The sequence below is a fragment of the Rhizobium mesosinicum genome, from assembly GCF_019511345.1.
GTDB lineage: Bacteria > Pseudomonadota > Alphaproteobacteria > Rhizobiales > Rhizobiaceae > Rhizobium > Rhizobium mesosinicum.
In genome coordinates this window covers 109,869-136,839 of the sequence record NZ_JAEUAK010000010.1, presented here as the reverse complement: position 1 = coordinate 136,839, position 26,971 = coordinate 109,869, and the positions used below count along the sequence as shown (strand labels likewise).

Genomic DNA, 26,971 nt, shown 5'->3' with positions numbered 1-26,971 from the left:
CATCGCCCGGCCTCTTTCGTTCTGCCGGTTGCTTCAATGCTGCATCGTTGCGCCCTTGGTGATCTTGTCGACGATCTTCTTGTCAGCTCGGAGCGCAATGCCGACCACCTTTGCGTCATCAGGGGCGTATTCCGCGAAGACGGCGCGGTTGGCTGCGTCATGGCCGGTTGCAAACATCTCTTCGATGAAGATCGAGGAAGTCACTTCGCGCTCCAGCGCGCGGCGGTGGATGGCCGAGATCGTCGCTTCGTCGGCCGACAAGACAATGATCGGCTGGATGGATAGCGGGTTGTAGAGATTGCCAGCACGATCCTTATAGGGTTCGCCGATGATCTCGGGATATTGCCCGACAATGCCTGTCGAGAGGAAGGCTGTAACATTCAGCTTTTGCCAGCCGGCAAGATTGTTTCGCAGGACGATCGCAATTTTGGTATCAAACATTCCAGTTTCTTTCATCAGGGTATCGAAACGCGTTGAGCCAGGATCTAACGCCGCAGGTCTTCGAGGGTCTTGAACGTTTGTGCGAGCCGCAGGGACGCAGCGGCATTCTGGCGCCTGCGGGCGGCATTCTGACTGCGCCTGCCTTTCCGGGCATCGAGCGCATCGAGGCGCAGTTCTCAGGCAATATGTTCGAGCCGCACCGGCACGATACCTATGCGCTCGGCGTTACCCTACACGGCGTGCAGACCTTCACCTATCGCGGCGAGCGGCGGTTCAGCATGCCGGGGCAGGTGATCGTGCTGCATCCGGACGAGGAACATGACGGCGGGGCGGGAACCGAGGACGGGCTGCATTACCGCATGCTCTACATGGAGCCGGCGCTGCTGATGGAATGCCTGGAGGCGGAGAAGATCGGGCTGCCTTTCGTCGATCAGCCAGTCATCGCCGATGGGGCACTGGCGCAAGTGCTGCTTGCAGCCCTTGGTGAGCTCGATCAGGAGCTGGACGAGCTTTTCGTCGACGATTTCGTCAGTCGGGTGGCCGGGGGCCTGTCGCGGCATGCGCAGGTGCGCCGTCGGGCGCTGGGCGCTGTTGCGTGGAAGCAGGTGCGGGCGGCGCGCGATTATCTGGAGGCGCATGCGCTCAGGCCCGTGCGCTCGGGTGAACTGGAGAACATTACCGGCCTCGACCGTTTCACCCTGTCACGGCATTTCCGCACGGCCTTCGCCACCAGCCCGCATCGTTACATGCTGATGCGGCGGTTGCAGCAGGCGAAGGCGCTGATGGGCGAAGGCGAGGGGTTTGCTGATGTGGCCGCCGCTACCGGTTTTGCCGATCAGGCGCATTTCATCCGGCACTTCAAGAAAGCCTATGGGGTCACGCCGGGGCGATGGGTCGGGCTTCAGCGTTTTTATGCGGCAAAGGCCAGCCCGTTCAGCGGCTGATACCGGCGTGGGCAGCGCGTATTTATCCATAAAACGGCATTATCATATGCATTGCTCATGCCTACAGCAAGAAAGCTTGATGACCTAACTTGACTCTTGGATCTGAGCTATCGGCATCAGCCGGCAGTTCTCTTCAGTTTTACGCCTGGCTCTGCAATCGGCAGCCAGGGACAGGAGAAAGGTCAAGGTACAACCATGTCAGCAAATGATAAGCCACTTATCGCAGTCGTCGGTGCAACCAGCAAGCAAGGTCGCAGCGTCGCAACTTCGCTCCTTCGCAGCGAACGTTTCCGCGTCCGCGCCCTAACCCGTAAAAAGGATTCGCCCGAGGCTCTCAGTCTGGAGAAACTTGGAGCCGAAATTGTCGCCGTTCCCCTTCAGCTTGGCTTTCAGAAAGATTTCGTTGCCGCCTTCGAAGGTGCGGAGGGGGCATTTCTGATGACGCCGCCCATCGCGCCACCGGAGACGACAGAGGCTCCTATCGGGCGCCAACTGGCGGATGCGGCGGTTGAGGCGGGAGTCGGACATATTATTTTTAGCACGCTCGAGAATGTCGACGCCATCACCGGCGGGACCAAGTTTGCTCCGCACTTCACCGACAAAGCGCGCGTCGCAGACTATATTCGTGGTTTGCCGATCTCTCATTCCTTCGTCATGCTGGCGTTCTTCTACTCGAATCTTCTCGAATATTATCCGCCGCGCATGGAAGGTGACACGCTCGCGATGCCAATCTATCTTCCCGAAGATTTTCGAGCGCCTTTTGTCGATCCGCTCACGGCGACCGGGCCAGTCGTGCTCGAAATTTTCTCAAATCCCGAGCGCTACAACGGGAAAACCCTGCCCATCGTCGGCGATATCATCTCTCCGCGCGAGATGGTCGAAACCTTCCGGGAGGTAACCGGCCTCAAGGCGGAATATCGAAATGCTTTCACCAGGGATGGCCTGCTGCAGTATTTTCCAGAGTTTGCCGCCAACGAACTTCTCGTGCGCGAGATTCTGGGGATGGTCGAGTATGTTGTTGAATATGGTTACTTCGGCAGGGAGCACGACCTGGAATGGAGCCGTCGCCTGAATCCAGACACGCTCGATTGGGAGCAGTATCTTCGTACCACGGGCTGGCGCGGCGACAAGCGATCTTTCGGGCTCTAAGTCACGATGGCCGGATTCCCGGCAGTTTGGAAACCTCGGCGACAAGGAAGTCGGTGAGGAGGCGAACACGGGCAATGGCGGAACGCTCGGGCACGATGAGCAGGCTTAGCGGGACCGGCGACGGGCGATAGTCTTCGAGGACGGCCTCGAGCCGGCCGTTTTCCAAGAGATCGTGGACCAGCCAAAGGTGGGCGGGACCAATGCCGCGTCCTGCAGCAAGGGCTTCGCGCGCCGCAAGCCCGTGATCGGTGCGCAGCTTCCCATTGACCGGAACCGTCAAATTCGCACCGTTCCTGGAGGAGAGAGCTATCTGATCGCTCCCGGCTATATTGGACATGATGATAGCTTCATGTCGCGAGAGATCATCCGGGCGCTCCGGCCGTCCGTGGGCGGAGAAATAAGCGGGAGCGCCGACCAGCAGCCGATGGCTTTTTCCGAGCGCATGAAGCTTCATGGAGCTGTCGGTGAGAGGTCCAAGCCGGAGTGCCACGTCAACACCTTCGCGAACCAGGTCGATGCGCTCGTCGGTCAAGTTGAGATCGACGCTGATGTCAGGATGCTGATCCTGAAATTCGAAGATGAGGCGGGTGATGTGCATCACGCCAAGCGCTGCGGTGCACGAAAGCCTGACCGAGCCCGCGGCAGCCCGACGGGCGTTTCTGGCTTCCTCGGTAGCCTGCTCGACGAGGCGCAATACCTGAAGGCAGTTCAAATAATAGCGGCTGCCCTCGTCGGTGAGGGTTACGCGGCGCGTGGTTCGGCTGAGGAGAGGGACACCGACTGCGTCTTCGAGTTCTTTGAGATGGCGGGTCACTGTTGATTGACCGATGCCGAGCTCCCTTGCCACCGTAGACAGATTGCCCCGTTCGGCAACGCGAACAAAGGTGCGCATTCTGTCGAGAGACAGTCCCGTGTTATCCATTTTCCAGCACAATGATGTTCATTAAAGCAATATAGAGGATAACCGGACCTAAGTAGTCAAGCGCAGGACGCTGGCGGGGCTTCGGAGATTTTATGCGGCCAAAGCTAATAAAAGCGTCCGGTTACGCGGGTTTAATGCCGAGGAGCGGACCCAACAAGGCGGCTGATAGAGCCGCGACGTTGTGTCATTCGCGCATCATTTCTCCGTAAAGTAGAAAATATCCGGTTGGCAAGATCGAACTTGTCCGGTACATAAGCTCTACCGTTGCAGATCAATCAAAGGAGGCGTCGTATGACAACAGCATTCATCGAAGTCCTCCCGTCCGGAATGACCCGACACTAGGTCGTTCCAATTCGCGGCCCGCCGGGGAACGCGACAAGCGGTTTTAATTCGTCACAGTTCGCTCGATCTGCCGGGACCAGTTTGTCTCCCGCTTCGACTGTGTTCTTCAACTCTCGATTTTGGGGCCGACCGCCGAAATACGGCGTCGGACTGGTTAAAATGGCTCGCAAGAAGCTCGATTTCCGTGCCGATGCGTATCGCAACGTACTCGGCTTTGTCTTTCGTCAGTGGACCCATCGTCCCGCACTGGTAGGCGTCATTATCCTGCTGGTTATTGCCAGCACGCTGGCCGAAGTGCTGGTGCCGGTGTTTTCCGGCCGGATCGTCGACGCGATCGCCGGCGGCAACGCGGCTGATGGTGCTATCAGCGCCTTCGCCGTCGTCGTGGTCCTTGGGTTGACCAGCGTTACCTTGCGCTGGTTCATCTTCGCCGGGATTATCCGGCTGACGCTGCGCATCATGGCTGACGTCGTCAATGAGGGCTTCCATAAGGTGCAGCGGTTTTCGACGGATTGGCATGCCAATAGTTTTGCCGGCTCGACGGTACGAAAGATCACACGCGGCATGTGGGCGCTGGATTCGCTCAATGACCTGCTGCTGATAGCTTTGCTGCCGTCTATCGTCATGCTGTTGGGCGCCAGTCTCGTGCTCGGCACCTATTGGCCGGTCATGGGGATGATCGTGGCTTTGGGATCGCTGATCTATATCGGCGTGACTGTCGCGCTTTCCATGGGCTTCGTGTCCCCGGCGGCAAAGCTTGCCAATGCCTGGGACACCAAGCTGGGCGGCGCGCTGGCAGACGCGATCAGCTGCAACGCGGTGGTGAAAGCTTTCGGTGCCGAACGCCGCGAAGAAGCGCGCTTGCGCCATGTGCTTGCCAAGTGGGACAGCCGAACGCGCCGCACCTGGAAGCGGGGGACGCTGAACGGCACGATTCAGGGCTTCATGATGGTTTCCATGCAGGCCGGCATTCTCGGCACCGGCCTTGTCATGTGGCAGCAGGGGCTGGCGACGCCTGGCGACATCACATTCGTGCTGGCGATGTTCTTCGTTCTTCAGGGTTATCTGCGCTCGGTCGGGCAAGATATCAGAAACCTGCAGCGCGCCGTCAACGACATGGAAGAACTCGTCCTGCTGGACAAGACGCCGCTCGGCATCGAGGACAAGCCGAATGCGAAACCTATCGCAATTGGCCAGGGCGAGATCGTGTTCGATCGCGTCACCTTCCAGTATGGCGCCCATCCGACCCCGCTCTATCAGGATTTCTCGGTCACCATCAAATCGGGAGAGCGGGTCGGTCTCGTAGGGCATTCCGGCTCGGGCAAGACTACCTTCGTCAAACTGATCCAGCGCCTCTATGACGTGAACTCGGGGTCGATCCGGATCGACGGACAGGATATTGCCGAGGTCACGCAATCGAGCCTGCGCAGCCAGATCGCCATCGTGCAGCAGGAGCCCATCCTGTTTCACCGCACGCTCGCCGAAAACATCGCTTATGGCCGCCCGAACGCGTCCAGGCGTGAGATCGAGAATGCGGCAAAACAGGCGAGCGCCCATCGTTTCATCATGGACCTGCCGAAGGGCTACGAGACGATGGTGGGCGAGCGCGGTGTCAAGCTGTCGGGCGGCGAGCGTCAGCGTGTCGCCATCGCGCGGGCCTTTCTTGCCGATGCGCCCGTGCTGATCCTGGACGAGGCGACCTCCAGCCTCGACAGCGAGAGTGAAGTGCAGATCCAGCAGGCCATGGAGCGCTTGATGGACGGCCGCACGACGCTTGTCATCGCGCACCGCCTTTCGACGGTGCGGGCGCTGGACCGGCTATTGGTCTTCGACAGGGGAATGATCGTTGAAGAGGGCGACCATCAGGCGCTCATCCGGCTCAACAACGGCATCTATCGCCGGTTGTTCGAGCGGCAGGCGCTCGAACTGACCAAGGGGCTGGTGGCATAGGCCGAAGCTCCGGTGCTTCATCTCCGCTTGCTCAGCGTATCTTCGTTGAGCAAGCGGCGCTGGTATAGGCGCAGGGCCTAAGCGGAACTTTCCGTAAGGCCGGACCGCCGTGCGATGAAGCGCGCTAGCGCCGGCCCGATCAGCAGGATGATCAGGAAACGGCCGGTCTGCATGGCCATGACGAAGGGTACGTCCACGTCGCTGGATGCGGCGATGATGGCGACGGAATCGGCGCCGCCGGGGCTCGTTGCGAGATAGGCGGTCAGCGGATCGATGCCGGCGAATTTGTGAAGTGCCACCGCCATGCAGCCGCAGAGCGCCATCAGGATGATGATGGCGGCGGAAACGCGCGGCAGGGCGCGGGCGGCGTGTTTGATGATCGAGCGGGTAAAGCGCAGGCCGATGCTCCAGCCGATCAGCGCGTAGCTGAGCGCCAGGATCCAGGTCGGCAGCTCGATCTTTAAGATGCCGAAGCCCTGCAGTATGGCGCCGGCAAAAAGCGGCACCACGATATTGCCGCCCTGGATGCGAAAGCGGAAGACGCCGTAGCAGCAGAGGGCGGCGAAAGCGGTTGTCGTGGCGAAAGCCGGCCAGTCGACCGGTGGGAAGAAGATGACCGGCGGCGGCGCTTCGCCATCGGCGGCGACCCAGAGACGGGAGATGACGGACGCGCCGACGGCGACGAAGACGACGCGCAGATATTGCATGAAGGCAACGAGGCGGGCATCGGCACCATAGGCTTCCGACATGATAACCATGGCCGATGCGCCGCCGGGCGTGGAGCCCCAGACGGCGGTGGTGCCCGGCAATACCTGCCAGCGCGTGAGCAGCCAGCCGAGACCGGCGGCAATGGCGATCACCGAGACGATGAAGACGAAGAAGAGCGGCGCGTCCTTCGCCATGGTGCCGAGAATATCGGGCGTGATGTTGCGCGCCATCAAGAGGCCGACCAGCACCTGGCCGAACTGCAGCGGCCAGTAGGGGATGTGCAGCTGTCCCTTGCCGATGGTAAGCGCCAGCACGATGGCCGCGACCATCGGGCCGATCAGCAGCGAGGCGGGCAGGGCGAAGAGCTCAAGGAAAAAGACTGATATGGCCGACAACGCGAGCAGCAATACCCATTTGGGCAGGCTCGCTTTCTGATGGAAGCTGCTTGCGTCCAAAGCTGTGATCCCCGAACTTTTCGACCGGAGCAAGCCCGAAGGCGGAGTTGTGAGGAGGCCCCGGCAGTATGAAGAGGCCGGCTACGAGGGCCGGCAGGCATGGACCCGATATAGGCGCGTGGTGGTCAAGGGGTCAATTGCGGAATCTGACCTTGCGCTCCTAGAGACGGATGTGTTTCGCAAGAAAATCAAGCAGGGCGCGAACGCGCGCCGGAAGCGGTCCGCCCTGGCCGATGTAGACGGCATAGAACTCTTCGACATCGCCGGGATTGAGCTCTTCCAACACGGGAACAAGCCGATCCGTCGCGATATCGGCGCGCACGGTGAATTCGGTCATGCGGGCAAGACCGGCGCCCGAGAGTGCGAGGTAACGCATGGCTTCGCCATCGCCGACCTGCAGGCCGGGGGTGAGGGGAATGGTGATCGTCTCGCCGGCCTCAATGACCGGCCAGCCTTCCAATGCGCGGGCATAGGAAAAGCCGATGCGGCGATGATTGTGCAGATCGGCGGCTGAGCGCGGCTTGCTGTTTCGCTCAAGATAATCGGGCGAGGCGACTATGATCTTCCGGGCAGCGCCGAGCTTGCGGGCGATCAGGCTCGATGTCTTCAACGGGCCGGCGCGGATTGCGACGTCGGCACGCTCTTCCAGCAGATCGACCACCCTGTCGGTATGGCTGATATCGAGGGTGACATCCGGGTGCTCGGCCATAAAGGCCGGGATCAGCGGCGCCAGAACATGATTGCCGAAGGAGCCGCTGGTGTTGACGCTGATGCGGCCCGCCGCCTGTTCCCCCGCCGAGGCGAAACGCTCAGCCTCCGATATATTGGCGAGGATTGCGACACTGCGCTCATAGAAGGCGCAGCCCTCGGGCGTCAGTTGCAGCTTGCGCGTCGAGCGGTTGACGAGGCGGGCGCCGAGCCTTGTCTCCAGGCGAGCGACCAGCTTGCTGACGGCCGATGGCGTCATGCGTCGCGCCTGCGCGGCAGCGGAAAAACCGCCGCGCTCGACGACGCTGACGAAGACTTCCATTTCGCCCGATCGATTGATGTCCTGACGGCTCATGATGAATTCAAATCACAGATGATGTGCTCTGAGGCAATCTATATCATGGTTTCGGCAGGGTCTATCTCTCGAAGAGAGAATAGGAGATTGGATGATGGAATATAGAAATCTCGGCGCATCGGGCCTGAGGGTGCCGGTGCTGAGCTTCGGGGCCGGCACTTTCGGCGGCAGCGGGCCGCTCTTCGGGGCCTGGGGGACGACGGATGCGCAAGAGGCGCGGCGGATGGTTGATATCTGCCTGGGGGCGGGCGTCACGCTATTCGACACGGCGGACGTTTATTCGGCCGGTGCTTCCGAGGAGGTGCTGGGACAAGCCATCTCCGGAAAGCGCGACGCGGTGCTGATCTCGACCAAGACGGCGCTGCCGATGGGCGAGGGGCCTGGCGATTGGGGCACCTCGCGCGCACGGCTGATCCGTGCGACCGAGGATGCGCTGCGCCGGCTCGGCACCGACTATATCGACCTTCTGCAATTGCACGCCTTCGATGCGTCGACGCCGGTCGAGGAGGTGCTTTCGACGCTCGACGGGCTCGTTGCGGCGGGCAAGGTCCGTTATGTCGGCGTTTCCAATTTCTCCGGCTGGCAGCTGATGAAATCGCTTGGGCTTTCCGAGCGCTATGGCTACCCGCGCTATGTCGCGCATCAGGTCTATTATTCGCTCGCCGGGCGGGATTACGAATGGGAACTGATGCCGCTTGCCGCCGACCAGCGGGTGGGAGCATTGGTTTGGAGCCCGCTCGCCTGGGGCCGGCTGACCGGCAAGATCCGGCGCGGTGTGGCGCTGCCCGAGGGAAGTCGCCTGCACCAGACAGCGGAATACGGCCCGCCCGTCGATGACGAGAAGCTCTTCGATATCGTCGACGCGCTGGACGAAATTGCCGCCGAGACCGGCAGGACGGTGCCGCAGATCGCCATCAACTGGCTGATCGGCCGGCCGACGGTTTCAAGCGTCATCATCGGCGCACGCAACGAAGAGCAGCTCAGGCAGAATCTCGGCGCCGTCGGCTGGAGCCTGACGCCGGAGCAGATCGGGCGGCTGGATGCAGTCAGTCGCGTAATGCCGCCCTATCCGTATTTTCCCTATTATCGGCAGGAGGGCTTTGCGCGGCTGAACCCGCCCGCAGTCCCTGCAACAAAGATGGAATGAATCTTTCCGAATCTTGGCTGGCCGAATCTTGGCTGGACAGCCGCTTTGACTTGCCTCATACCCGACCTGCTACAGATGCTGTAGCAGGCTGTGGAATGCAGGGAGATCAAGGACATGGCGCTGCGCGACGCGAAGGCTGGGGTGCGAAACGAGGCGGGTATCGAGGCCGTCACCGGCATTCTGAAACAGCGCTTCGAAGAGCGTTTCCAGACTGGCCAGGCTTTTCGCGGCCAGCATGCGCACACGACCACCTATATCCCTGCCCAACTGCCCGACGGCGTGCTCTTTGCCGAGACGGTCGACGATGTGAAGACTGTTGTGCGGGCCTGCGCCGATCATAAAGTGCCTGTTATCGGCTTCGGTACCGGCTCCTCGCTCGAGGGCCAGGTCAATGCACCGAATGGCGGCATTTCCATCGATTTCAGCCGCATGAACCGGGTGCTTGAAGTCAATCCCGAGGATCTCGACTGCACGGTCGAACCGGGCGTCACGCGTGAGGCGCTGAACACCCATCTGCGCGATACCGGCCTGTTCTTCCCGATCGATCCCGGTGCCAACGCCTCGATCGGCGGAATGACCTCGACGCGCGCCTCCGGCACCAATGCGGTGCGTTATGGCACGATGAAAGACAATGTGCTTGCCGTTACGGCAGTGACCGCATCGGGCGAGGAGATCCGTACGGCGCGCCGCGCCCGCAAGTCTTCGGCCGGTTACGACCTCACTCGGCTTTTTGTCGGCGCGGAAGGCACGCTCGGCATCCTGACCTCGGTGACGCTGCGCCTGCACGGCATTCCGCAGAAGATCGCCGGGGGGGTGTGCGCCTTCCCGAGCGTGAAGGCTGCTTGCGACGCCGTTATCATGACGATCCAGATGGGCATTCCGGTTGCCCGTATCGAACTCGTCGATGCGCTGCAGATGCGCGCCAGCATCGCCTATGCCAATCTTCCCTATGAGGAGAGCCCGGCGCTCTTCCTCGAGTTCCACGGCACGGATGAGGCGGTGGCGCTGCAATCGGCCGCTTTTGCCGAGATCGCAGCTGAATGCGGCGGCGGCGAATTCAGGTGGGCGGCAAGCCCCGAGGAGCGCACGAAGCTCTGGAAGGCACGCCATGACGCCTATTGGTCGGTGCGGGCGCTGGCGCCCGGGCTTGCCGTACTTTCGACCGATGTCTGTGTTCCGATATCGCGGCTTGCGGATTGCGTTGCCGAAACGCAGGCCGATATCGAAGCAAATGGTTTGCTGGCGCCGATCGTCGGCCATGCGGGCGACGGGAACTTCCATGTGCAGCTATTGTTCGACGATAAGAGTGCCGCGGGGATCGCCACGGCAGAAGAGTTCGTTGCCCGGCTGAATGCGCGGGCGCTGGCAATGGATGGCACGTGTACCGGCGAACACGGGATCGGGCAGGGGAAAATGGCGTTTCTGGAGGAGGAGCTCGGGGGTACGGTGGACCTGATGCGCCAGATCAAGCGCGCGCTCGATCCGGACAATATCCTCAATCCCGGCAAGATTTTTCATCTGGGCTGAAAAATGGAATAATCTCATGATCTTGGCCCTTGCCCCCCGCATGAATAGCGCTAGTGTCGGCAACAGAATCCCGAATGGAGAATCCCTGATTTGGTAGGCCGGTTCCTCGTCTTTCTAGGAGGAGTGATCGTCGTAGTGCTCTTCGTGGCGCTGCTGGCACCGCTGTTCATCGACTGGACGGATTTCCGGAAGAACTTTGAAGATCAGGCAAGCCGCATCATCGGCAAGAAAGTGACGGTGCATGGCACCGTGGACGCGCGGCTTCTACCGTTTCCATCGGTGACGCTGCATGACGTGCGTGTCGGCCAGGAAGAAGACGGCACGCCGGTGGTGCAGGTCGAACAGTTTTCCATGGATGCCGAGCTTGCGCCTTTCCTCTCGGGCGAAGCGCTGATCTTCGACATGCGGGTCGTCAATCCCAAGGTGCGGCTGCGGCTTCTGAAGGACGGCACGCTGGACTGGATGCGCGGCAGCCGGCCGGAAATTCCGGCCAAGACCGTTGTTCTCGAAAATGTGCATGTCAACGGCGGCGAGATCGAGTTTATCGACGACCAGTCCGGCCGGTCGCGGAACGTTACCGGGCTCAATGCCGAAATGTCGGCGAAGTCGCTTGCAGGTCCCTGGCGCATCGAGGGCGACGGCGCCCTCGACGGTGAACATGGCAACTTCTCCGTCTCCAGCAATCAACCGGACGAGAGTGGTGTGTTGCATGTGCGCACCCGGCTTGCGCCGGACAAGCATCCCGTCAACGTCGATCTCGATGGTGAACTCAAGCTCGTCGACAGCCGGCCGAATTATCAGGGTACGCTCTCAGCGGCAATCGAAAGCCGCGAGGCCAAAACCGAAAAGGGACAGGCGCCGCCGCCGCGCCTCAAGGGGCGTTTCGAGCTCACCAACGACCGCATCCGCATTCCCGAATATCGCATGGAAGTCGGCTCGACCGACGATCCCTATGTGATTACGGGCGAGGCGACGCTTGATACCGGCAGTGCGCCGGAATTTCTGCTGACCGCCGACGGCCAGCAGATAGACGTCAACCGTATCGGCAATCAGGGTTCCGCCGGCAAGACTAACCGCGATCCTGCCGTTTCGGCACGTCAGCGATTGAACTCGCTGCTGGACATTGTCGGCCAAGTGCCGATCCCGCAGGTGCCGGGCAAGGCGACGGTGCGCCTACCAGCGATCGTTGCCGGGGATACGACGATCCGCGACGTGGCGCTGGAACTGGAGCCGGCCGGTAATGGCTGGATGATCGACAGTGCTATCGGCACGCTGCCCGGCCGCACGCAGGTGGAAGGCAAGGGCAAGCTGACGCTCACGGGCGATCCGTCCTTCAACGGTCAGATGGTGGTTGCATCCAATCAGCCGACCGGGCTTGCCTCCTGGCTGTCAGGCTCCGTCGATCCGGCGATCCGCCAGCTCCGGCAGGCCGGTTTCTCCGCCAATGTCAGCCTGACGCGTGATCTGCAGCGTTTCGAGAACCTGGAGATCGCGATCGGTGCTGCAACACTGAGAGGGCGGCTGGAGCGGCAGACGACCAATGGCCAGACACCGTCGCTTTCCGTTGCGCTCAACGGTGATTCACTCGATCTCGATGCGCTGAGAGCTCTGACCGGCCTGTTTACCGGCCAGGATGCCGGCGACAACGTGCTCGATCACAAGATCGCCGCACAGCTCAAGGCCGACAAATTCACGGCCTTCGGTGTGCAGGCCGATAATGTCGAGACGACCTTTACCCTCGCCGAAGGGGCGCTTTCCGTCGACCGGCTGTCGATCAAGAACCTTGCAGGCGCCGAACTGACGGCGACGGGCAAGGCGGAGGGATCGCTGCTCGACTATAAGGGCACCGGCGAGATCACCTTCAAGGCCGCCGATCCCGGCGCCTTCTTTGCCATGCTGCGAGAGCACCTGCCGCATCACCCTGTGATGGATCGGCTGGTGCGCAATGCCGGCTGGTACGGCAATACGGCTTTGCGCGGCGCGCTGACGCTCGGCGGCGATGACGGCAACGCCCTGTCGGTGACGCTTGCAGGCGTTTCGAACGGCAGCCGCGTCAATCTCGATTATCGCATGTCCGACCTCCTGGCGCTGACTGGCAACGGCACGACGACGCTGGAGGCGACGCTCGACAATGCCGTGCCGTCAATCCTGTTCGGGCAGGCGGGTCTCGATCCTCTGCCGGTCGATGCGGGCGCCAATGGCCGACTGACGTTGAAGGTGACGGCGACCGACAACGATCCGGCCGAGGCTGCACTGACGTTTGCGACCGACCGGACCTCGTTTACGGCAAACGGCAAGGTCGACGTGCGGCCTGGCACTTTCATGAACGGCAACGTCGCCGTGTCGCTCGAAAGTGCGGACCTCGACCCGTATCTGGTTATGAACGGGATTGCGCTGCCGGACCTTGGCGCCGGCCTGCCGTTCAAGCTGCAGACCAATGCGACCATCGATGCCGACAAGGTGGTGCTTGCAGATCTCAACGGTCACGCGGCCGATAACGAATTCGCGGGCGCCGTTACATTCGACCGAAAGGCAGCGAAAACGGCTGCGAACGGCGCGCTTACTCTTTCCAAGGCCGATCTCGGTTGGCTCGGCGAGGCGGTGTTCGGGCAGATCAGCGACCCGGCCAACGGCCAGCTGACGACTGCGGCGCTCGGCCAGCCGCTCTTCCGCGATCTCGACGTCAGTCTGAAGCTCACTGCCAAGCAGTTCTGGCCGGGACTTCTGAATACGGCGGTAAACGATTTCACCTCCGACGTTGCCTATAAGGGCGATGAGCTTCAGCTCAACAACATGGCAGGCAATTGGGATGGCGGCGCGCTCTCGGGCAACCTGCTGTTCACCAATGCCAATGGCACGGGGTTCCTGCAGGCACGGCTGGTGCTTGCCGACTCCGACCTCGGTGGTGTCGTCTGGCCGCGTGACGGCGCACCGGTTGCCAACGGTAAGTTCGGCATGTCGCTGGCGCTCGAAGCTTCGGGCAAGACGGTTGCGGAGATTGCAAGTTCACTCAATGGCTCAGGCGAAATCCGGCTCGGAGAGACGAATGTTCGCGGGCTGAACCTTGCGATCCTGGCGCCGCTTCTGTCGGCGACCGATCCGATGCAGGACCAGGTCAATGCCGGTAAGGTGCATCCGATCGTCGAAACGCTGCTCAATAACGGTGAGGCGAAACTGCCGCCGCTCAGCATTCCTTTCAACGTGACGGATGGCACTCTGCGCGTTCAGAATGTCAGCGTCGCCAACGAGCTCGCGCACTTGACCGCGGATGCGCAGATCGAGCTGCCGCAGGAGCGCATCAACGCTACGCTCGCCGTCGGCTTCAATCCCGGTACCGAGGCGCTGTCGGGCGCAGAGCCGGGCATCCGGTTGAACTTCTCCGGCCTACTGGCTTCGCCCGGCAAGACGATGGATGTGACCGATATCACCAGCTATCTGTCGCTGCGCGCCTTCGAACGCGAGCGGCGGCGCGTGGAAAGGTTGCAGGCCAATGTTCTGGAAAAGCAGCGGCTGCGGCGCGAAGTGGCGCTCTATCGCTACAATGATGCCGAACGCGTCAAGGCCGCCGAAATCGAGCGGCAGCGGCAGGCGGAGGAGGAGAGGCTGAGAGCGCTGGCGCAGGAGGCTGCGCAGCGCAAGGCTGAAGCAGATGCACGTGCCAAGGCGGAGGCGGAGGCTCGGGCAAAGGCTGCTGCAGAGGCCGAAGCCGCCCGCCGCGCCGAGCAGCCGGGGCAGCTCAATTTCGATCAAGTGCCAGGCGTCCGCGCTCAGTGACGAGGACGGTCGATCCGGCGGCTTGCGGGGATTGATCAGGCGCTGGCGATGCTGCTTTTCAGCCAGGCCAGCACATGCAGACGCAACGCCGAGGAGAGGTTGCTGTCAGGCGTGCGGCCGTCGTCTATTTCTGATATCAGTGCCGCGAGCGGCATGGAGCGACTTGCGGCAATCGCCTTCAACTCGGTCCAGAACTCATCTTCCAGCGAGAAACTTGTGCGGTGCCCATGCAATGTCGCCGAGTGTTTGCGGATCATCGGCCTGCTTCGTCTTCGTTGAGAAAGCGATTCAGTCAGGAACCGCATCTGTCTGATCGCTAAGGCTTTTCACCCGCCGGCGATCAGGTTTTGTCGTCTTCGATGCGGCCCTGATCAAGCGCCTTTTCGGCCTTCTCGTTGAGGGCACGGGTCAATTGCTTTTCAGCCTTGGTGCGGCCGTGCGAGATGCGGTTCTGCTCGGCCTGCTTCTCCTTTTCGGAGCGTGCCTGCTGCTTGCGGAATTGGCGCAGGTTGACGATTTCGGCGCTCATGCGGTTTGCCTCCGTCATGAAAGAAAAAGGGAGGCTTTTGCCTCCCTTGGCATTACTGCTTCTTGCGGAAAGAATCGAGCGAAACGACCGAGCCCGGTTTCTTTTCCTCGCCTTCTACGGCAGGCTTTGCCGCGGCATCCTCGGATTTGGTCGCATCGACCGGATAGGCAGTAATCTCGGCCGCCGGCAGTTCCTCGCCGTCGCTCAGCGGCACGTCGAATTCCAGCTCGAAATTAACAGAGGGGTCGTAGAAGCCTCTGATGGCGTTGAACGGAATGACGAGCTTTTCCGGCACATCGGAGAAGGACAGGCCGATCTCGAAATGGGATTCGGTGATCTTCAGTTCCCAGAACTGGTGCTGGATGACGATGGTCATCTGCTCGGGATATTTCGATTTCAAGTGCTGCGAGATGCGCACGCCGGGAGCGCCAGTGAGAAACGTAATAAAGAAGTGATGGTCGCCGGGCAGACGGCCCGTCGTTGCGACTTCGGTCAAGACCTTGCGGATGACACCGCGCAACGCGTCCTGTGCCAGAATGTCGTAGCGGATATGATCCTGCCCCATGCTTTTCCTGTCTTTCGTCGGTTTGGAAGTCTTTTCACGAACTTGTATGGCACGTCCCGGCGGTTTGGGAAAGGCGCAAGCCGATTCATGCCTTCATCAAGCATACATGATTTTGTCGAAAAAGGGGAGAAGGTGAAGGCTTCTGTTGCCAGGTGCCTTCGGACCCCGCCTCAAGGGGCTAACCTAGAGGACTTAGGTCGGAATTCTCACACCGCCATTAGGCAGCGAGAGCGTATTCCTTAGCGTTGTTGTCGTTTGCAACTACACTTGTGACCCGATAACGGCGGTATCATGCCGGGCACAGCTTTTGTCTTTCAATGCCAGTCGATCCCATTTCGCCCCCATCATAAGCAGCCCGGTAACGGCTAATTGTGGTGGAGGCGGCGGCTTCGAAGCCGCGTCCTGCACATCTATTGCACAAAAGGTTTAGCACCATAGTCTTCTTGCGAAGCACTACATAGTTAGGAGTCTATCGGTTGAATTTCAAGAGAAATTAAGCGGCTATGGTCGAAGCGGAACAACCTTTAATCCGAGCCTTTTCTTGAGCTCGCGGTTTTTTCCTTGCCATGCGGAGCATCGGGATCTTCCAGGCATGGGCTCTGGTCAGGATTCGCTCCTGCCGATCGATGGCCTCGTGATACATAGCCTTCCAGTCGGTTGCTCCGGAACTTTCATTCGATTCCAACTTCCGCCGCTCTGCAAGTTCCGCGTTCAAGGTCTTGAGAAACGTGCCGACTTCGGACTTGGTCGTGGGCTTGTGTTTGTGACCGTTGAGAAGGTTCGGGTGGAGGGTCGTAAGGCGTAGGACGTCACTCTCCTTCAGTGCCTCCCTCTTTTATCCGACAAGGTAATCCTCAAGCTCACCAGAGCGCAGTTGCTGTCGAAGCAACGCTTTCGCTTGCTCAATCTGAACACTGCTTTGGAGGTTCTCAATGACGAATCGTCAGCAAGGCCTTCTGGTTGGCTCTTGAGCTTCATTTTGACCTCCTGAGTTTGTCAAATTACGGCGTGAACAAGCGGCGGGAGCATCGAGTGCTCCCGCCGTAATCTTCGAGGTCCGCCGCCTGCTCTCAAAGGGCGTCAGCGAAAATCGGCGCGCCAGTCTTAAACCTGGATTCAATCTTGACGTATGCTCCTCTCGCTAAATAATCCCATCGAGGTGGAAACGAACCAAGAGCCATTACGTCAGTTCCCTTTAGGTTTCGTCGCGCAGCGACTTGAATGAGGCCCGCAGCTCGGCGGTGAAGATCTCCGGCTGCTCCCAGGCCGCAAAGTGGCCGCCCTTTTCCGGCCGCGCATAATGGATGAGCTTCGGATAGGCCTTTTCGGCCCAGCTCTGCGGCGCCTGGTAGATCTCATCCGGGAAGGCGCTGACGGCGACGGGGATCTTGATGCCGCGCGGATCGAAGAAACCGCCCGAGGGGAAATGCGCATTGTCCCAGTAGAGCCGTGCGGACGAGATCGCCGTATTCGTCAGCCAGTAAAGCGTGACATTGTCGAGGATATCGTCAGGCGTCAGGCCCTCCTTCTCCCCGTCGAAGGAACGAGCGATCATCCGGTAGCTTCTGATGTCGTGGTCGAGCATCCAGGAGGCGAGACCGATTGGCGAGTCGACGATGCCGTAAAGCGTCTGCGGCCGGTTGTTCATCTCGATCGCATAGCCAAGACCGTTCTTGTAGAAATCGTCGAGCTGTTCATAGGCGCGCTTCTCGTCGCCGGAAAGATCGGCCGGCGCGGGTGCGCCTGATGACAGTAGTTTGGCGATGTCGGCCGGCACGGTGGCCGCCATATTGGTGTGGATGCCGATGAGGCCGGCAGGCTCCTGCACCGCCATCAGTTCGGTCACGGCATTGCCCCAATCGCCGCCTTGGGCGACATATTTCGTATAACCGAGGCGTTGCATCAGCGCGGCCCAGGCCTTGGCGATGCGCGGCGGGTTCCAGCCCTTCTCCTTCGGCTTGCCCGAAAAGCCATAACCCGGCAGCGAAGGGATGACGACATGGAAGGCATCGGCCGCGGTGCCGCCATAGGCGGTCGGATCGGTCAGCGGCTTGATGATCTTCAACTGCTCGATGATTGAGCCCGGCCAGCCATGGGTGATAATGATGGGCAGCGCCTTCTCGTGCTTCGAGCGCACATGGATGAAATGGATGTCGAGACCGTCGATCTCGGTCATGAACTGCGGGAGGGAATTGAGCTTGGCCTCGACCTTGCGCCAGTCATGGGCGCGCCAGTATTTGGCCACTTTCCGGATCGTGTCGAGCCGCACCCCCTGCGTATCGTCGGACACCGTCTCACGGTCCGGCCAGCGGGTGGCTTCAACACGACGTCGAAGATCCTTAAGCTGCTCGTCGGTAGCCGAGAACTTGAACGGTCTGATATCGGGACCCGTGGTCGACGCCGCGAGTGTTCCCGGAAGCATACCCATCGCGCCTGCGGCTGTGGCGGCGGCAAGAAGAGTTCGGCGTGTGACTTCGTGCTGTATACGGGACATGGCATCCTCCTACGTGTTGACGGGGTTGATGGGGAGGAAAGTCACACCGAACGGGCGTGTGGACTATTGCACCATGGTATCGCCGATACTTTGGTATCTACGATGTTCTTCATTGCGCGCCTGTAAGCCTCGCAATGTAACAAAACGCTCAGATCCTTCAGAAGGGTGCTACATCTCGATCTTCCAAGGCCCGACACCTAAGTACTATTGACGAGATTGCTTCGAGTACTCAAAAAATGACCCCGCCCTTGACTGTAGGAAAGTGAGGTATGGAACCAGACCTCTGGAAACCTTTCGACATCCTGCCTGGACTAGTCTGGGCGACAGGGCCAGATGGCGTAACGACTTTCGTAAATCGCCGATGGCGCGAGTACACTGGCATTGATGTCAAAGAGCTCCGGGAGCGCGGCTGGACGGCGACAATTCATCCCGACGACATCGAGCGGGTCCGCGATAGCTGGCGCGATGCGGTTACCAGGGGTGGCGCCGCGGAGTTCGAGATGCGACTTCGTCGGTTCGACGGAGTTTATCGCCGTTTCAGTGTCAAGGCCGAGCCGGTCCACAATAGTGATGGTCTTGCGTCGGGATGGTATGGGGTCAACACCGACATAGAAAGCCAGAGACAGGCAGAAGCGCAGCTCCAGGTGGAGAAACAACTGCTCGAGCTTGTCACACGCGGCGTTGCCCTGCCGGAAATTCTGAATCAACTCTGCCTGGAAGTGGAACGACTGTCGCCTGGGTCGCTCTGCAGTATCCTCTTTTCCGATCCTGACGAACTTCGGTTTCGGATGGGGGCAGGTCCCAATCTTCCTGGACCATATAATGCTGTTCTCGACGGGTTGAAGATCGATCCCTACTTCGGACCGTGTTCGCTCGCGATCAAGACAAGATCCACGATAATCGTCACCGACCCGACAAATGACTCGCGCTGGCTCGGGTCAGCCTGGCCGGGCATGATGGTTGAATTCGGTCTCGGATCATGCTGGTCGGCGCCGATCGTCGGGAGCCGTGGAAAAGTGCTCGGCATATTCGCCATCTATAAGCTCGACCGCGTCGGTCCGACGGACGAAGAGCAGGAACTAATCGATCGATTTGCCAAACTTTCTGGCATCGCTATGGAGCGGGCGGAGTCGGATGCCATGTTGGCCGCAAGCACGCTGGAACTCAGGCGTGCGAACCGTTTCCTGGCGGGCGCCCAGAGGCTGAGCAAGACGGGCAGCTTTTCTCTGGATACGACAACTGGCGAACAAGTTTGGTCTGACGAGAACTATCGCATCTGGGAGTTCGAGCCTGCGATTTCTCCAACGATGGAGATGGTTCTAGCCGCCATCCATCCGGACGACCGTGATAGGGCCTACCGCGCATTTGAAAATGCTGTTCGCGAGCGCAAGGACGTCGAACTCGTCTACAGAATCGTAACGCCCGTCGGCGGCGTGAAGTATCTTCACACGGTGATGGAGGTCGTATCGGAAATCACCGAGCATCTCGTCTATCTCGGGAGTTCCCAGGATGTCACTGAGAGTAGGCTTGCAGAGGCCGCGCTCCGTGACAGCGAGGCGGATCTTGCGCGAGCCAATGTTCATCTCAGCGCGGCGCAGCAACTGAGCCAGATCGGCAGCTTCAGGTGGGACTCAAGGACCCTCGAGCTGACCTGGTCGGACGAAAACTACCGAATCTGGGATTTCGATCCAGGCTTGGCGCCGACAATGGATATGATCGTGAAGGCCTTTCATCCAGACGACCGCGAGGCGACCATCGCTGCGATAGAGGAGGCCGCGCGGACCCGCTCGGCTTTTGACGCCTACTATCGCATCGTCACGCGCAACGGCTCCTTGAAGTATCTTCACACGGTCAGCATGCCGGTCCCGGAGATAACCGACCATGCGGTGTTCCTTGGGAGCACTCAGGACGTGACGGCGAGCAAGCTGGCAGAGGAAGCCCAGAAAGCCATCGCTGCGGAGTTGAGGCGTGCCAACTCATACCTGACCGCAGGACAGCGACTGAGCAAGACAGGGAGCTTTACCTGGGACGCCGGGTCCGGCGAGGTGGACTGGTCGGAGGAAACCTTCAGGATTTGGGGCATCGACCCGACCGTGACACCGGATATGTCGATCGTATTGGGCGTGATCCATCCAGACGACCTTGAGCGGGTCGGAAGACATCTCCAAGAAGCAACAAGCGTCGGCGAAAGCTTCGACATGTACTATCGCATCATCACGTCGGATGGGAACCTGAAACACATCCACTCTGTCGCCACCCCCATCCCGGAAATCACCGATCGGATGGTCTATATCGGTAGCGTGCAGGATGTCACTGAAACCAAACTGGCGGAAGAAGTCCAGAAAGCCAGTGAAGCCGAGCTTGCGCGCACGAATGCCTACCTGACAGCTGCCCAGCGGCTAAGCCAGACCGGAAGCTTTACATGGGACCTGGAGCGCGATGAGCACAATTGGTCGGAAGTAATTTATCAGGTCTTCGGATTCGAGCCTGGTGTGAAGGTGACCATGGACATGATCGCCGGCACGATACATCCGGAGGATATGCCACATGTCGAGGTTCTGCTTCGAAGCGCGGCGATCGGGGAAAAATTTGAATTGATGTTCAGGGTGCTAAGAGCGGATGGCGACATGCGGCATGCCCATGTCATCGGCCACCGCATCGCGCAGATCCCTGACAGACCGGTTTTCATGGGAGCGTTGCAGGATATCACGCAGCGGAAGCTTCAAGAGGCCGATCTGAACCACGCGCGCGCGGAACTTGCACATGTGGCGCGCGTGACGGCGCTGAGTGCGCTGACCGCGTCCATCGCCCACGAAGTGAGCCAGCCTCTCGCCGGGATTATGACCAACGTGAACACCTGCCTAAGAATGCTTGCCGCCGATCCGCCCAACTTGGACGGCGCCCGGATAACCGCCCAGCGGACTCTCAGAGACGGGGATCGTGCGTCGGAGGTGATCAAACGTCTGCGCAGTCTGTTCACCAGGAAGCCGCCGTCGCTCGAACTTATTGACCTTAACGAGGCGGTACGCGAGGTCCTTGCTTTGTCGTCGAGCGAACTTCAGCGACGGCGGGTCATCGTGCGCACCGAACTAGCGGGCGATGTCCCGCTTGTACTCGCCGACCGGGTCCAGATCCAGCAGGTCATTCTGAATCTCGTGCTGAATGCGGCCGATGCCATGGCGGCGGTCAACGACGGTGCGCGTGAAATGCATGTTTCCAGCCGCATTGACCCTGGCGGCGAGATTAGTGTCTCCGTTCGCGACGCTGGTATCGGGTTTGAAGGCAAGAACGTCGAACAGCTTTTCCAGGCCTTCCACACCACAAAGTCCGACGGGATGGGGATCGGACTGTCAGTAAGCCGCTCCATCATTGAGGCTCATGGCGGGCGGCTTCGGGGAGTATCCAATTCCGAAGGGCCGGGCGCGACATTTGCGTTTTCAATTCCCTGCGATGTCCCTGCACGGGTCAACAGTCGCGCATGATGAGCGATCACTGATCAGGATCACAATTGAGGCTGTTGTGATGGCCGGATCCGCCGTCGCTTCTTCCCCGCCCAGTGTTTATCAACCGAGCGCGGCGCCCCCCGTGCTTCTCTCCGACGGCGACTGTCTAACTCGGCATGACCGTCTGCCTCAGTGTTGCAAACGAGGGTTGGCCGCCGGCTGACGAATTTTGTGACGTCAGTCTCCATGACCAGTCTGCGGGGGGGGCGTCAGGTCACGAGCGAGGCGAGGCGGAGCGCACTCTGCAGCTCCTCGTCACTGAACGGTTTGAACAGGCATCCCGCCGCTCCGTCGCTTAGCAAGCGTGCACGTGCCATCTCGTCAGCGAATGCGGTCACAAAAATGATCGGAACGCGTAGATTTCTACGTCTAAGTTCGCGTTGCAATTCGGGACCCGTCATGCCCGGCATTGCCACGTCCAGGATGATGCCGTCACTGGCTTCCAGTGCCTGCGATTCGAGGAAGGCCTCCGCGGATGGAAATGCTTCCACCGACAGACCGAACGATCGGAGCAGGTCTGGGAGAGCTTCTCGCACAGACTCGTCGTCATCGATCACTGATACGAGCTTTGATCGCTTTCTCATCGGACTGTCCCGGAGGTCAAGTCTGGCCTGACTCGCGCTTCAACGTCGCAAGATTCTCTGGCGACATCATGTATCGGAATGGCAAACGCGACTGTTGCGCCATGGCTATCGTTTGCCTTCGCCCACAGCCGTCCATTATGGTTTTCGACTATGGACCGACTGACAGATAGTCCGATGCCCATGCCATCGGGTTTCGTGGTGTAGAATGCGTCGAAGATCCGTCCCGTCCCTTGAGAGCCGAAGCCAACTCCGTCGTCACTCACTGAAACCTTGACCTCACCTGTCGGGTCTGCTTGCGTCCTGATTATGATTTGCCTCGGTCTGTCGTTGATCCCAGCCAGAGCCTCGATGGCGTTTCGGAGCAGGTTCATGATCACCTGCTGGAGCTGGACACGCGCACCTGCGACGCGTGGTAGGTCAGGGCCGAATTCTGTCGCGACCGACACGCGCGCCCGCTGGAGATCGCTCAGTGCCAACGCGATCACTTCGCTTGCGATCTCGTTCATATCGATCGGCTCGATGCTCGGAGGTTTTCTGCTGAACAGCGCCCGCAGCCTGACGATCACGTCGGCGGCCCGGTTGGCATCGCGGATCATGCGGCGAGCCGTATCTTTCGCGACCTCCATGTTGGGAGGTTCCGTAGTCAGCACGCGAAGACATGTATTCGCATTGGTGACAATCCCGGCAAGAGGCTGATTGACTTCGTGGGCGATCGACGCGGTCAGTACGCCAAGGCTTGTCGCACGCGTGACATAGGCGAGCTCGGACCGAACCTCGTTGAGTGTTTCTTCTGCCCGCCGGCTTTCAGTTACGTCCTGCACCGCGCCAGTCAGTTCCTGCTCGCCGTCCTTGTTTCGTTCACTGTGCGCCAGCATGCGAACGTGCTTCATCGACTTGTCGGGCATAACGAGCGTGATGTCGTAGTCGAAGTCGCCATTTCCTTCGCGCGCGCGTTCGAGTACGCGCTGCACCCTTGCGAGACTGTCGTGATCCAGCCGCGACAGAATCGTGCGCAGCGTGACCCTCGAGGATGGATCGACGTCGAAGATGCGATAGGTTTCCGCCGACCAGGTAACTTCGTCGGTGGCTAGCTTGAGTGAGAAGCTTCCAGTCTTGCTGAGACGTTGGGCGTCGGCAAGAAAGGCTTCGCTTCTGCGAAGGTTCTCCTCCGTCCTCTTTCGATCGTCTATATCCGTCAGCAGGCCATACCAACGCACGATCTGACCGTCGGTGTTTCGCAATGGCAACCCGCGAAGCTGAAACCAGCGCCACGTTCCATCGTGGCGCAGGAAGCGAGTCTCGTAATCATAGGGCTCTCCGGTCGCGATGGCTCCCATGAAACTGTCGATGCAGATCTGCAGATCGTCGGGATGGGTGATTCCATTCGTTGCCCAGTTGTCGAGCTCCTCGATAGGCCGCTGGAAATAGTCGATTATCTGCTGGTTGCCGCCAATCAGTTTGGCGTCCGGCGAAAAGATCGCAATCATTCCAGCTATGCCGTCGATGACAAATCGTGACTCGCGCTCACGTTCCGCCAGCGCGTCTTCTGCCCGCTTCCTATCATCAATGTCCATGTGAAGGGCGTACCACCGGATGATCCTGTCATCCGCCGACTTCAGGGGATGTCCGGTGACTTGAAACCACCGATATGTTCCGTCGGCGCGCCGCAGACGCACCTCTGTATCATACGGAGATCCGGATGCGACGGCATCCGACACTGCTGCGATCATCCGGGGCATGTCGTCCGGATGAACGACATCTGTACTGCCCCATTCGCGCAGCTCATCGAGCGTGCGGCCGTAGTACCGCAGCAGCGGTCCGTTGACCGCCTCGACCTCTCCATCTGGAGCGAGGACGCCGATCCCGGCCGGGATGCTTTCCAATACGAGTTGCGCTTCGCGCTCGCGCGCGGCGAGCGCCAATTCAGCCTTTTTGCGGTCATCAATGTCGACGAGAAGATGAAACCAACGCAGAATATTTCCGTCGCGATCCTTGAATGGCAAGCCAAGCACATTGTGCCACCGATATACGCCGTCCGAGCGGAGATGCCGGCTTTCGACATTGTAGAAGGTCGCTGTCCTGTGAGCCTCGAGCTGATCGGCGATGGTTTGCTGCAGGTCTTCGGGGTGAACGACTTCGATCGCCTTCCAGTTCTTCAGTTCCTCCAGCGTCATGCCAAAGTATTCGAGAGCGGGATTGTTCAATGCTTCAACGTCTCCGGTCGGTGTGGTGACCGCGACTGGAACAGGAATGCTATCCACGATGCGCTGAAAGTCAGTTTCGTGCTCGGAACGGCTATCGCTGCTTCCAAGCCCAGATTCGGAGGCAAGACCATACCATTTCTGGACATCGCCGTCTGTGAGCATTGGGTTGCACTGAACCCTCAGAAGGCGGGGCTCGCCGTCAGCGTGCAGGGTTGGGATCTCCATCTCGAATGGCTCACCCCGAGACAGCATCGATCGAAAGCGTTGCAGGATCATCGACGCCTGCGCAGGTTCCGCGTGCACTGGCCATTCCCACATGGCTGTCTCGGTCATCGGGACGCCGGAAAAGTCTGCCAGGTCCTTGTTCACAAAATCGATGCGTCCGTCCGGAAGAGCGCTGAACACCATCCCAGGCAGCGTGTCGAGAACCCGACCGAGTTCCGTCTGCATGCATGTCCTTTCAAGGGCTGAGCTACCCTTTTCGTGCACTGTATGGGTTCCGCAACCTGTCGTACATTATCCTATGGTGTCGGACGCTGGCGGACTTTGCTGAGATTGCACCCGAGCTCACAGGCTCCTAGGCGAAAACCCGATCCAGCGTTTCCTGGAGGGCGACATCGCTAAACGGCTTGAACAGGCAGGCAACCGCGCCGTTCTGCATGAGTGGAATTCGATCGTTCTCATCCTTGTGGGCTGTTATGAAGACGACGGGAATTCGGTCACCGCGACGGATCAACTCTTCCTCAAGCTCTGGACCGGACATGCCAGGCATGGCGACGTCGAGTATCAGGCAGTTCGTTCTTGCCACCCATTCGGAATTTAGGAAGTCGTCGGCAGAGGAGAATGCACGGACGTCGTATCCGAATATCCGGATCAGGTCGGGAAGAGACTCTCTGACCGACTCATCATCATCAACGACAGATACCAGCGCGCGCTCGCTCGTCATTGCCGATCCGCCTTAGTCGCGCAGGGGCTGTCCTGCGTTCTCCAGGCCCTTATCGAAAAGCCAAATATTGCACCGCCTGCGGAACCCGGGGTCGCCCAGATCTTACCTCCATGCGCTTCGACTATGGAGCGGCTTACCGACAAACCGATGCCCATGCCATCGGGTTTCGTTGTGTGGAAGGCATCAAACAGGCGATCTGTTTCCAGAGTTGCCAATCCGCACCCAGTGTCGGCAACTGTCAGTTTCACGCCTCCATCGTCCTCACGGGAGCCGGCAACCAGCGCGCCGTTGGCGACGTTTGCGTCGAGTTCCTGTAGAACACAGGAGAACGTCGATTTGCCCCGTTGGAACGTAGTAGCGGCAGATAACGTGGAAGTCACATCGCCAAGCATGGCTGTCAGGCCATGTCGGAAACCACTCGCGTCTTCCAAGCCAGCGAGTTTCCCGAACCAGGTGATGTTGGTGGTTTGTTCGCCTTGGCGCGAGGCAATTCTCAGAACCAGGAAATCGAGGTTCAATAGAGGGCCGACGACATCCAGGAGTCTCTTGCCAATGTCATCAAGGCCTTTTCCGATCCAGGTAGTCGGAAGAGCCGTGATTGTCAGGATTTCTTCCATGCACCGACTAAGCCGATCGCTACCGGTCATCGCGGCGATCTGGGCCGAAGCATGCCGCGGCAGCGTATTGTCTGCATGATACTGTCCGAATTCTGCGTCGTCACAATATCCCTTCGTGAGCTGGAACATCCGAATTGCTTGCCGTACCCGTTCGCCGTCCGACTGTCGCTCCATCCTTTTGCGGGGGCAATGTCGTCACCGGATCATGCCTCACTCTGCTGGTATCAATCTATTGTGCAATGGTGTCGGTATCGGCGGAAAATGAGCGAGCCCCGTGACGCCGCTAGTCTCATCGCTCGTTCAGCGCCGCCACGCACAATGCTTATCAAGTCATGAGAGGACCGCCCGACTGCTCGCTCACGATGTATTCGGCGTACCAGTCCGGCCATGCATCGTCGTGTTTCCCACCCATGCGTCTCTCATGTTCGCCATGGGCTTCGGCGGCACGACGAAGCGCGGCCGCAAGATCGGCGGCGGAGCTGAAAGCTGCACCTGTGGCTTCGATGCGGCCGGGAAGTCTCGCGGTCACTTCCTGTAGGAGCCATCCGTTTCCGTCAGGATCGCTGAAGGAGGCAAACGAGCCATAGCTGGCGCGAGAGGGGTGAGGGCCGGGAACGCGCTCATCGGTGGCTTTGTGATGGAACACGCCACCCGCGTCATGGAAGACCCCGCTCATTTCAGCGCCGCGAGCGGCGAGTGCCGCGTGGGCGATCTCGATGTCCGAGACGATGAGATGGAGTCCTTGGGCTGATCCCGGTACGGCCGCAGTGACGTTCCTGCCGAAGATGATCGAGCAGGGCGATCCTGAAGGCGTTACCTGGACGACCCTGAAGCCGTCTGCGCCAGAGACATCGGCGTCAAGTCTCCAGCCAAGGCCCGTGTAGAAGGACTTCGCGCGATCAACGTCGGATACCGGTATTACAACGACCTCAAGCTTCGTGTCGATGTCGTTCACTACGGCGGCAGACTGGGTGCTGCGCTCCTTGATGTCCATTCTCCTTCTCCCTCGGTGTGTGCCTGCGGACTACTAGCAGACGGCGCTACGGTGCGCTCGTGCAGCGGTCGCGTCCATTGTCCGATGGTATCGGTTCCAGTTTAAGATCGCTC

At 59.9% G+C, this 26,971-nt stretch carries 20 protein-coding genes and 1 other RNA gene; 7 read left to right on the top strand and 14 right to left on the bottom strand.

What is annotated here, in order from left to right:
- Positions 1 to 33 precede the first annotated feature (33 nt).
- Complete coding sequence (locus JNB85_RS23470; RefSeq protein WP_220336685.1) at positions 34 to 441, bottom strand: DUF2000 family protein; 408 nt, start codon at positions 439 to 441, stop codon at positions 34 to 36.
- Between the two features lie 32 nt (positions 442 to 473).
- On the opposite strand from JNB85_RS23470, the gene JNB85_RS23465 reads away from it, so the two are divergent.
- Together JNB85_RS23465 and JNB85_RS23460 are read left to right on the top strand one after the other, a co-directional pair.
- Positions 474 to 1,385 (top strand): AraC family transcriptional regulator, encoded by a 912-nt coding sequence (locus JNB85_RS23465; RefSeq protein WP_220336684.1) that lies wholly within the window; start codon positions 474 to 476, stop codon positions 1,383 to 1,385.
- 195 nt (positions 1,386 to 1,580) lie between these two features.
- Positions 1,581 to 2,534: an NmrA/HSCARG family protein gene (locus tag JNB85_RS23460; RefSeq protein ID WP_220336683.1), complete on the top strand. Its 954-nt coding sequence runs from the start codon at positions 1,581 to 1,583 to the stop codon at positions 2,532 to 2,534.
- A 1-nt stretch (position 2,535) separates the two neighbouring features.
- Here the strand turns inward: JNB85_RS23460 and JNB85_RS23455 are convergent, their stop codons facing one another.
- Positions 2,536 to 3,456, bottom strand: a complete 921-nt coding sequence (locus JNB85_RS23455; protein WP_220336682.1) for a LysR family transcriptional regulator — start codon at positions 3,454 to 3,456, stop codon at positions 2,536 to 2,538.
- A gap of 501 nt (positions 3,457 to 3,957) precedes the next feature.
- Here JNB85_RS23455 and JNB85_RS23450 point away from each other — a divergent pair.
- Positions 3,958 to 5,748 carry an ABC transporter ATP-binding protein gene (locus tag JNB85_RS23450; RefSeq protein WP_220336681.1) on the top strand — a complete coding sequence of 597 codons (1,791 nt, stop codon included), beginning with the start codon at positions 3,958 to 3,960 and terminating at the stop codon, positions 5,746 to 5,748.
- A 77-nt stretch (positions 5,749 to 5,825) separates the two neighbouring features.
- On the opposite strand, the gene JNB85_RS23445 is transcribed toward JNB85_RS23450, so the two are convergent.
- On the bottom strand, positions 5,826 to 6,920 hold the full coding sequence (locus JNB85_RS23445) for an AbrB family transcriptional regulator (RefSeq protein ID WP_220336797.1): 1,095 nt from the start codon (positions 6,918 to 6,920) through the stop codon (positions 5,826 to 5,828).
- A gap of 151 nt (positions 6,921 to 7,071) precedes the next feature.
- On the bottom strand, positions 7,072 to 7,974 hold the full coding sequence (locus JNB85_RS23440) for a LysR family transcriptional regulator (protein WP_220336680.1): 903 nt from the start codon (positions 7,972 to 7,974) through the stop codon (positions 7,072 to 7,074).
- A 94-nt stretch (positions 7,975 to 8,068) separates the two neighbouring features.
- On the opposite strand from JNB85_RS23440, the gene JNB85_RS23435 reads away from it, so the two are divergent.
- The 3 genes from JNB85_RS23435 to JNB85_RS23425 all read left to right on the top strand — a co-directional run bounded on the left by JNB85_RS23435 (position 8,069) and on the right by JNB85_RS23425 (position 14,422).
- Complete coding sequence (locus tag JNB85_RS23435) at positions 8,069 to 9,121, top strand: aldo/keto reductase (RefSeq protein WP_220336796.1); 1,053 nt, start codon at positions 8,069 to 8,071, stop codon at positions 9,119 to 9,121.
- A gap of 114 nt (positions 9,122 to 9,235) precedes the next feature.
- The gene (locus JNB85_RS23430; protein WP_220336679.1) at positions 9,236 to 10,648 is read left to right on the top strand and encodes an FAD-binding oxidoreductase; all 1,413 of its coding nucleotides are present in this window, start codon (positions 9,236 to 9,238) and stop codon (positions 10,646 to 10,648) included.
- A gap of 90 nt (positions 10,649 to 10,738) precedes the next feature.
- Positions 10,739 to 14,422 carry an AsmA family protein gene (locus tag JNB85_RS23425; RefSeq protein WP_220336678.1) on the top strand — a complete coding sequence of 1,228 codons (3,684 nt, stop codon included), beginning with the start codon at positions 10,739 to 10,741 and terminating at the stop codon, positions 14,420 to 14,422.
- A 35-nt stretch (positions 14,423 to 14,457) separates the two neighbouring features.
- Here the strand turns inward: JNB85_RS23425 and JNB85_RS23420 are convergent, their stop codons facing one another.
- The 5 genes from JNB85_RS23420 to JNB85_RS23400 all read right to left on the bottom strand — a co-directional run bounded on the left by JNB85_RS23420 (position 14,458) and on the right by JNB85_RS23400 (position 18,010).
- On the bottom strand, positions 14,458 to 14,679 hold the full coding sequence (locus JNB85_RS23420; RefSeq protein WP_220336677.1) for a ribbon-helix-helix domain-containing protein: 222 nt from the start codon (positions 14,677 to 14,679) through the stop codon (positions 14,458 to 14,460).
- Positions 14,680 to 14,762: 83 nt separating this feature from the next.
- Positions 14,763 to 14,951 (bottom strand): DUF4169 family protein, encoded by a 189-nt coding sequence (locus JNB85_RS23415; RefSeq protein ID WP_037070786.1) that lies wholly within the window; start codon positions 14,949 to 14,951, stop codon positions 14,763 to 14,765.
- 52 nt (positions 14,952 to 15,003) lie between these two features.
- A complete protein-coding gene (locus JNB85_RS23410) occupies positions 15,004 to 15,516 on the bottom strand; it encodes an SspB family protein (RefSeq protein WP_220336676.1) in 513 nt (170 codons plus the stop codon).
- A 131-nt stretch (positions 15,517 to 15,647) separates the two neighbouring features.
- Positions 15,648 to 16,007, bottom strand: a transfer-messenger RNA (tmRNA) gene (gene ssrA, locus JNB85_RS23405).
- A 704-nt stretch (positions 16,008 to 16,711) separates the two neighbouring features.
- Positions 16,712 to 18,010, bottom strand: coding sequence for an epoxide hydrolase family protein (locus JNB85_RS23400; protein ID WP_220336675.1), 1,299 nt, complete (start codon positions 18,008 to 18,010; stop codon positions 16,712 to 16,714).
- A gap of 269 nt (positions 18,011 to 18,279) precedes the next feature.
- Between JNB85_RS23400 and JNB85_RS23395 the strand changes: the two genes are divergently transcribed.
- On the top strand, positions 18,280 to 21,492 hold the full coding sequence (locus JNB85_RS23395; RefSeq protein WP_220336674.1) for a PAS domain-containing protein: 3,213 nt from the start codon (positions 18,280 to 18,282) through the stop codon (positions 21,490 to 21,492).
- A gap of 230 nt (positions 21,493 to 21,722) precedes the next feature.
- Here the strand turns inward: JNB85_RS23395 and JNB85_RS23390 are convergent, their stop codons facing one another.
- The 5 genes from JNB85_RS23390 to JNB85_RS23370 all read right to left on the bottom strand — a co-directional run bounded on the left by JNB85_RS23390 (position 21,723) and on the right by JNB85_RS23370 (position 26,858).
- Positions 21,723 to 22,097 (bottom strand): response regulator transcription factor, encoded by a 375-nt coding sequence (locus JNB85_RS23390; protein ID WP_220336673.1) that lies wholly within the window; start codon positions 22,095 to 22,097, stop codon positions 21,723 to 21,725.
- Entirely contained in the window at positions 22,094 to 24,751 is a 2,658-nt protein-coding gene (locus JNB85_RS23385; RefSeq protein ID WP_220336672.1) for a PAS domain-containing protein, read from the bottom strand. The genes JNB85_RS23390 and JNB85_RS23385 overlap by 4 nt, the downstream gene beginning before the upstream one ends.
- Before the next feature lie 127 nt (positions 24,752 to 24,878).
- The gene (locus tag JNB85_RS23380) at positions 24,879 to 25,247 is read right to left on the bottom strand and encodes a response regulator transcription factor (RefSeq protein ID WP_220336671.1); all 369 of its coding nucleotides are present in this window, start codon (positions 25,245 to 25,247) and stop codon (positions 24,879 to 24,881) included.
- A complete protein-coding gene (locus tag JNB85_RS30510; RefSeq protein ID WP_223216585.1) occupies positions 25,244 to 25,993 on the bottom strand; it encodes an ATP-binding protein in 750 nt (249 codons plus the stop codon). The genes JNB85_RS23380 and JNB85_RS30510 overlap by 4 nt, the downstream gene beginning before the upstream one ends.
- A 196-nt stretch (positions 25,994 to 26,189) precedes the next feature.
- The gene (locus JNB85_RS23370) at positions 26,190 to 26,858 is read right to left on the bottom strand and encodes a VOC family protein (RefSeq protein ID WP_220336670.1); all 669 of its coding nucleotides are present in this window, start codon (positions 26,856 to 26,858) and stop codon (positions 26,190 to 26,192) included.
- Positions 26,859 to 26,971: the final 113 nt, after the last annotated feature.